Here is a 6,999-nt window from a genome sequence, read left to right on the forward strand (position 1 = left end):
AGAAGCCGGCCAGCGGGAAGATCCCCGCCAGCGCCCGGCCCCCGATCAGGAACGTCACGTAGGTCACGGGCATGACCTTCCGCAGGCCTCCCATGTACCTCATGTCGAAGGTGCCTCCCGACGCGTGGCCGACACTGCCAGCGCCCAGGAAGAGGAGCGACTTGAAGAACGCGTGGGTGAACAGATGGAATATCGCGGCCCCGTACGCTCCCGTGCCCAGGGCGAGCATCATGTAGCCGAGCTGGCTGATCGTGGAGTACGCCAGGACGCGCTTGATGTCGTTCGTCACCAGAGCCATCGAGGCTGCGAAGATGGCGGTGAACCCGCCGACCACGGCGACCACGTTCATCGCCGTCATCGACGAGGCTCGTGATCAGGGTGGCGTTGTTCTGCAGAAAAGTCACCGGGATCGAGGTGATGGCATCGGTATTATCAGCGGCGGGGAACACGTTAACGTGAACACCCGTGGCTGCATTCAGATAGTAAAGGTCGATAGTAGCCGTTCCCCCTGCATCCGGGTCCTTATCGCCGTCCACGGTCTCACCCCAACTGATGATGTAGACTTCATCATCGGCGGTGTCGAAGGCCAACGCTACGCCGTAATTATCGTGGAAGACAAGCGAAGGAAAGTGCTTCACCGTCACCACCAGGTCCGTTACGGCACCGCCCGCGTCGAAGTCCCTGACTTCCTCGACAATCTGCGTCTTGCCGTCGTTGGAGACGATGTACAGGGCGTAGTCCGCGGCCGTCTCAAAAACTGACGCGGAGGGGTTGATATACCAGGTCACGAAATTGTCAGCCGCTTCCTCGAAATAGTCTCTGGTGGAATCCACTTCGGTGGCTCCGGTCAAGCCGGTCACCACTTCATTGGGCTCCGAGCCCGAAATCGTGACATCCGAGTCCGTCAGGTTGTTGATTGTTGAGAAGAATACGTGCACCTGGGCATTGTCATCCACGTCTTCAAAGGTCCAATACACCCGCACACTGTCCATGTTGTTGGCAGCCGCCAAGAGGCCGTCGCGACCGATGGCGCCGCCCGACTCCAGGGTGATGGTGTTCTGGTCGTCATCCACGGTGGGCTCAAAGATCTGATCGTCGTCGTAGTCGATGCCCGACTCATCACCGATATAGCCGGTGGTGTAGTCGCTGCAGCACCAATCGGGCTGATGCCGAACTTCGACGGTATCACTGGAACCCAATACCCAATCCGCTGACAGGGACGAAGTAACATAGAAGTACCAGAGTCCCTCATCCAGAATCCGGCTGTTTAGCAGGGTGCCTCCGGATGGGGTCTGGGAATCGAAAAAGGTGGCACCCTCGGGGGCACCGTCTACCGCCAGGTCGTCGGAATTATGCCGTGGGATGTCGCCGGTTCCCGCTGCAACCCTCTGCAAAGGCGAAGTCTGTGAGGCCCATAGCCGGTAACCAACTTCACCGGTAAGGGCAAGGTTCGCAAAGAACGGATTCACAAAGTCATCATCTGTGCCGTTCAGAATCGATATCCCCAACCAGTTTGAGGACGCGTTGATCTGTACGTCAATAGCGAGGGATACCTGCTCGGGCACAAAGTCCGTAAGGGCGGTGACAACCACGCCAGACACGTCGGGGTAAACGTCCCCTCGCTTCGAGCTCTGCTTCAGTCCGGCGTCCCAGTTGGCATCCGCGAAGTCCACCAGCGTCAGCGTATCCACAAAGGTGACCTCTACCGTCGGATCTGTGGCCTCCAGGTCGGCCGTGGCGACGGCACTGGCGTCAAACCACGTGAGCGTATAGACCGGGCTGTTGTCCACCGGACTATCATCCGTCGTAATGGGGAAGATGACCAAAAAGATGTCGCCCGCGGCCACGAGGTTACCCGCTGCCAGGTCCAGGGTGATGGAACCCGCCGTGGCTGCCACTACGGTGGGGAGCACAGCCGCGGCAGACGTCGCTGAAACCGACACTTCATTAGTGAAGTTCAGGTCGAGGTCCGTATCCGCCACGCGGATTTCTGTGGGTAGGGTGATTATAATGTCATCGCCGGCGGCCCACGCCGTCCCCCCGTTGTTGTTCAGGGTAATGAGCAGGGTCTGAAAGAAGTGCTGGTCGTCAGAGACGTTGACGAAGGCGCCCTTGGGCAGCTGGGCAGGAGATGCCACAACCGTTGCTCCGAAGGCCACGGTGGAAATCATGGCCATAATGGTTATAGCCACCAATTGGAATTTTACCAAATACTTCATGGTAGTTCCCTCTTGAGAGTTGCGTTGGTCAAAAATGGGTTTGTGTTCATGTGCTGCTTCGTATCGTCGCGAGGAAATCACCGGGCCAATCATTCTTGGGGGCACTTTCTCCCACGGGCACTTTAGCTGTCATCTATATCGGTTGTTCCGCCAAAAACTTTAGCATTTTTCGCAAGTTTTTGTCCACGCAGCGTAAGCAGTTAATTATACTTTAATTGCTGTCCTCCGGCCGCCTAGCGGGCATAATTTACGCAGGAAGTGGGCCCCTAGATGTCGGGTAGGGGTTCCTTAGGGTCATCCCACAGCCCGCAAATTCCTGCTCATGACGGCTGCCAACTTCGGAGCTCCAGGCAAACGCTTGCCTCTTGAGGCTTACAGGGCGGCTAGTTTGCCGCTCATCTCGAGCTCGCGTGCCGTAAATTCGAGCTGATTCCGTGAATGGTGAGCCCTCGTAGAATTGATTCCAACACGCATGATGCCAGGCTATCCGTGACCGCGTCAGCACATAGTGATCGCTTCACCCCAGCGCCAGCGCTGGTTCGAAAGACGGGGAAGAAGGGGGCTATCATGCTTAGAAATGAATCGGGCTATGACCGGAGCGGGGACACGGGTCCGGTCAGGCACCCGGCGTGCTGGCCGTGTCTCGCAAGGGGGCTTGCATGAACTGGATCGTCATGGGCGCGCTGACCGCTTTTGTGGGCGTGGCACTGGGGGCCTTTGGGTCGCACTCCTTGCAGCGCAGGGTGGGTCAGGACAGATTGCCCAGCTGGGAGACGGCGGTGAGATATCATATGTACCACGCCTTGGCCATCACCATCACCGGTCTTGTAATCGGGTGGCGTGGTACGGCCGCGCCGAGTTTGCTGGGACTTGTGCCTTGGCTGTTCGCCGCTGGAACAGTGCTGTTCAGTGGCAGCCTCTACCTGCTGGTGCTCACCGGCAAGCGCTGGCTGGGAGCGGTTACGCCTCTGGGCGGGCTGCTGCTGTTGGGTGGCTGGTTGGGGCTGGCCGCGGCCGCCTGGCAGAGTTAATTGATGACTAAAACCAGCATATTCAAGCCCGGCGCGCAGCAACATTTCACCGATCACCTGGGGATTGTTACGACCTCCCCTGAGCCGGGCCTCTCTGAAGGGGTCGCCCAGCTCCAGCCGCACCATCTCAACAGGGCCGGCACAGCCCACGGCGGATTTCTGATGACCATGCTGGACACGCTCATGGGGCGGGCCGTATTCACCCACCTCAACAGCGACAAGCCTGACAGCGCAGGGCAGTGGTTCGCCACCAGCCGGCTCAACGCCCATTTCCTTGACGCCGCTACGGGTGGAACGCTCACCGGTACGGGCAATGTGCTCTCACAGGCATCCGGCTACATCGTGGCCGAGGCCGAGATTCGCGACGAAAGCGGTACCCTCATCGCCACGGGGCAAGGCCAATTCACCAGGGTGCGCGGCACAGGTTGATGCCTGCAGTTCCGTTTGCCGTGGTTCCGTGGCTCTGAGTAACTTGGTTCCCTCGTATGGCGAGTTGCCCATGATTATCACCCGCCCCGGGCCCTTCTTAGCCGAAGGTGAGTTAGACCTGGGTGCTGAGCCAACCCAGCCTGCCGAGCAGGTCCTGCTCTTCGCCCACCGGCTCATGCGGGCCGTGGTTGCGAAGAGTACGAACGATTCGAAAACCGTCGATGGACGCCCACTTACGTCGTTCACGATGGACGTGATGGTGATAGCGCTCCACGGGCGGCTTTACGGCCAGGCCTGGGCCGAGCGTGAAGGAACCACGGTCGATTTTCTGCGCTACCGAATTCTGGATGATCGCGCGGAGCCAGTGGTGGTGGGCATGGCAACCCGTCATCACTCCAGCGGGATGTGAGCTCCTCTGCCGCGGGTTTATTGCCAAACCAATCGGGAGAAAAATCATGTCGTATGTGAAGCAAGTTGACCACCGTGCGGAGCTCGACCTCGGTCAGCCCATTGACTTTCTGGCTGTCGGTCTATTTCAGGATGCGGGCATTCCCGCCAGCGTGAAACCGGTGGACAGGGCACTGGACGGTCTCATCGGGAAGGTGCTGGCCGGCGGCGACTTTAAGGGCAAGCGGGGCCAGAGCCTGGTGCTGTTCTCCGGCGGCACGCCGGCCCGCGTCGCCCTCGTAGGACTGGGAGAAGAGGATAAATTCACCTCCGAGGTAGCCCGCCAGGCCGCCGGCACCGCGGTGGGGCTAGCCCTGAAACACAACCTGACAACCTGCGGTCTGCTGGCCATTACAGCCAAACTACCTGAAGATGAACTCAGCCAGGCGCAGGTTGAGGGGCTGATTTTGGGCTCATATCGCTTTACGGACCACAAAAAGCAGGATGATGACAGCCGGGAACTGAAGCGTCTCAGCCTCTATGGCCCGGCGTCCGGTGCCGCTGTTGAGCGTGGAACCATTGTTGGGAACAGCACCTGCTTGACCCGCGACTTGCAGAACCAGCCTTCCAACATCGCCACCCCCAGCTTCCTGGCGAAGGAGGCCCAGCGCATCGCGAAGTCAGCCCTAATGCGCTGCACCGTTTGGGACCGGGAGCAGTTCACCGCCAAGGGCATGGGGGCCCTGGCCGGGGTTGCCCGCGGCAGCCACGAGCCCCCCAAATTCATCGTGCTGGAGTACGACGGCGGCAAAGCCGGCGCGCCTCCACTGGCGCTGGTTGGCAAGGGGATCACTTTTGACTCCGGAGGCATCTCACTCAAGCCGGGGGCGAAGATGGACGAGATGAAATTCGATATGAGCGGTGCGGCTGCCGTGCTCGGTATCATGGACGCTGTTGCTCATCTGAAGCCGGCCATCAACCTGGTGGGGGTCATCGCCAGTACCGAAAATCTGCCCGGCGGCAATGCCCAGAAACCGGGCGACATCGTCACCGCCTACAACGGCAAGACCATCGAGGTGCTCAATACCGACGCCGAGGGCCGCCTTATTCTAGCCGATGCCCTGGCCTACGTGGTGGACCAGCACAAGCCCGGCGCCATCCTGGACTTCGCCACCCTTACGGGTGCTGTGCTGGTCGCCCTGGGTCACCGGGCCAGCGGCCTCATGGGCAACGACGAGGCACTCATCGCCGAGGTACTGGCGGCTGGTGAAAAGACGGGCGAGCGGGTCTGGCAGCTGCCCATGTGGGATGAGTACACCGAGGACATCAAGTCAGATGTGGCCGATGTGAAGAACCTGGGTACCGAGCGGCTGGCGGGGACCATCGCCGGCGGCGCTTTCCTGAAGGAGTTTGTGGGGGAGACGCCGTGGGCACACCTGGATATTGCCGGGACCGCGTGGCAGGACAAAGACCAGCCCTATATTCCCAGTGGAGGCTCAGGCGTGGCCGTGCGACTGGTGGTGCAGCTGATTTTAGACCGGGTTGCGGACTAGCTGGCGGGTGGGAGACCGTCGTTGCCACACCCGCTCCTGAAGGGCTAACTTTTCTTGGGCGGTGTAGCTCAGCTGGTTAGAGCAGCGGAATCATAATCCGCGTGTCGGGGGTTCGAGTCCCTCCACCGCTACGGACAGTAACCCCTGCTTTCTCACAATGGGAGGTGGGGGTTTTGCGTTGGAGCGGGGGAATGTTAAGTGGGGCGCCTTCAAATGAGGCGTCAGCTAAACCTTCGAAACATGAAATGTGTCTCCTAGTTTTAGACCCAAGTAGCTCACATTGCTTTTACGACGCATACGGTAGGGAGGATTACAATGGATAAAATTCCCCAGACCATGCGTGGGTACCTGTGGACCTACGTTGATAAAGATGCGGTTGCGTTGGGGATTATTCGCGATCGAATCGAATCTGCCGCTGGAAATAGGAAGATGTTCTTCTATTCCGACACTGGTCGATGGTGTGATTTTCCGTCTCCCGAACCTTAATGGAGGCCATGATGATGAGATTCATACGGATGAATGGTATGGACTGGATGGGCGTATTATCGGTAATTTTCTTGGGTATCTTTCGGCACAGCTACATCGAGCATGGATTCACGCCAAGTGCGCATGTAGTTGGAAAAAATGAAAATAAGCCGAGTAATATATTTTTCGAGTGGATGAAGGACATCGATGTACTCCCAGATCTTGAGGAGCACACCGTACTCGCCATTTGGGAAGACCAGGTAACGAAGGCACTCCAGCATGATACATCTGGAGGTTAAGGTTGTTCGGTGACATCTAAGCCCTGGAAACGCAACATGTGTCTCTTAGTTTTAGACCCAAGTAGCTCACATTGCTCTGACCACGTGCACGTAATAGTGCATGTCATGGTGTTTTCGTAAACATTTGTTTTGGAATAAGGTTATGACCGTCAAACTGCGTCTGAGCGTGATGATGTTTTTGCAATATGCCATTTGGGGATCATGGGCGCCGGTGTTATCGGCCTATCTGCAAAACGATCTGGGCTTCAGCGGCACTCAGGTTGGAGTGATTTACAGCCTGTTACCCTTGGCGACTATCATTTCCCCATTTATTGCAGGCCAGGTCGCAGACCGCTATTTCGCTTCGGAAAAGCTGATCGCCATCCTGCAACTATCGGGGGGGGCGGTCCTGCTCTTTGTTGCCTCCATAACCGACTACTCAATAATGATTTGGGTAATGTTATTTTATAGTCTCCTGTATGCGCCCACGCTGGCGTTGACCAATTCAATTGCCATGATCAACATGGAAGATACGGAGAAAGATTTTGGCGTCATCAGGGTTTGGGGCACGATTGGGTGGATCGTGGCCGGCCTGAGTCTGGCGTTTTGGCGCTCTCTTGCTGCTGATCAACAGATA

General features: G+C 58.0%; 7 protein-coding genes and 1 tRNA gene. 7 read left to right on the forward strand and 1 reads right to left on the reverse strand.

Annotated elements, in window-relative coordinates:
- A partial coding sequence (locus IH971_10225; protein MCH7498214.1) for an NADH-quinone oxidoreductase subunit L occupies positions 1-358 on the reverse strand: 358 nt, incomplete at its 3' end.
- A 2,520-nt stretch (positions 359-2,878) separates the two neighbouring features.
- Between IH971_10225 and IH971_10230 the strand changes: the two genes are divergently transcribed.
- The 7 genes from IH971_10230 to IH971_10260 all read left to right on the forward strand — a co-directional run.
- Positions 2,879-3,250 carry a DUF423 domain-containing protein gene (locus tag IH971_10230; protein MCH7498215.1) on the forward strand — a complete coding sequence of 124 codons (372 nt, stop codon included), beginning with the start codon at positions 2,879-2,881 and terminating at the stop codon, positions 3,248-3,250.
- Between the two features lie 3 nt (positions 3,251-3,253).
- Entirely contained in the window at positions 3,254-3,679 is a 426-nt protein-coding gene (locus tag IH971_10235) for a PaaI family thioesterase (protein ID MCH7498216.1), read from the forward strand.
- 70 nt (positions 3,680-3,749) lie between these two features.
- Positions 3,750-4,088, forward strand: a complete 339-nt coding sequence (locus IH971_10240; GenBank protein ID MCH7498217.1) for a hypothetical protein — start codon at positions 3,750-3,752, stop codon at positions 4,086-4,088.
- A 46-nt stretch (positions 4,089-4,134) separates the two neighbouring features.
- Positions 4,135-5,619 (forward strand): leucyl aminopeptidase, encoded by a 1,485-nt coding sequence (locus IH971_10245; GenBank protein MCH7498218.1) that lies wholly within the window; start codon positions 4,135-4,137, stop codon positions 5,617-5,619.
- A 57-nt stretch (positions 5,620-5,676) separates the two neighbouring features.
- Positions 5,677-5,750 (forward strand) — tRNA-Met (locus IH971_10250).
- Between the two features lie 230 nt (positions 5,751-5,980).
- Positions 5,981-6,247: a hypothetical protein gene (locus IH971_10255; protein MCH7498219.1), complete on the forward strand. Its 267-nt coding sequence runs from the start codon at positions 5,981-5,983 to the stop codon at positions 6,245-6,247.
- A 278-nt stretch (positions 6,248-6,525) separates the two neighbouring features.
- A partial coding sequence (locus tag IH971_10260; protein ID MCH7498220.1) for an MFS transporter occupies positions 6,526-6,999 on the forward strand: 474 nt, incomplete at its 3' end.

Source organism: Candidatus Neomarinimicrobiota bacterium (genome assembly GCA_022560655.1).
Taxonomy (GTDB): domain Bacteria; phylum Fidelibacterota; class Marinisomatia; order SCGC-AAA003-L08; family TS1B11; genus JADFSS01.

Excerpts from the sequence above, each read along its gene's own strand:
- IH971_10230 (MCH7498215.1), top strand. The coding sequence starts at position 2,879 with ATGAACTGGATCGTCATGGGCGCGCTGACCGCTTTTGTGGGCGTGGCA.
- IH971_10235 (MCH7498216.1), top strand. The coding sequence starts at position 3,254 with ATGACTAAAACCAGCATATTCAAGCCCGGCGCGCAGCAACATTTCACC.
- IH971_10240 (MCH7498217.1), top strand. The coding sequence starts at position 3,750 with ATGATTATCACCCGCCCCGGGCCCTTCTTAGCCGAAGGTGAGTTAGAC.
- IH971_10245 (MCH7498218.1), top strand. The coding sequence starts at position 4,135 with ATGTCGTATGTGAAGCAAGTTGACCACCGTGCGGAGCTCGACCTCGGT.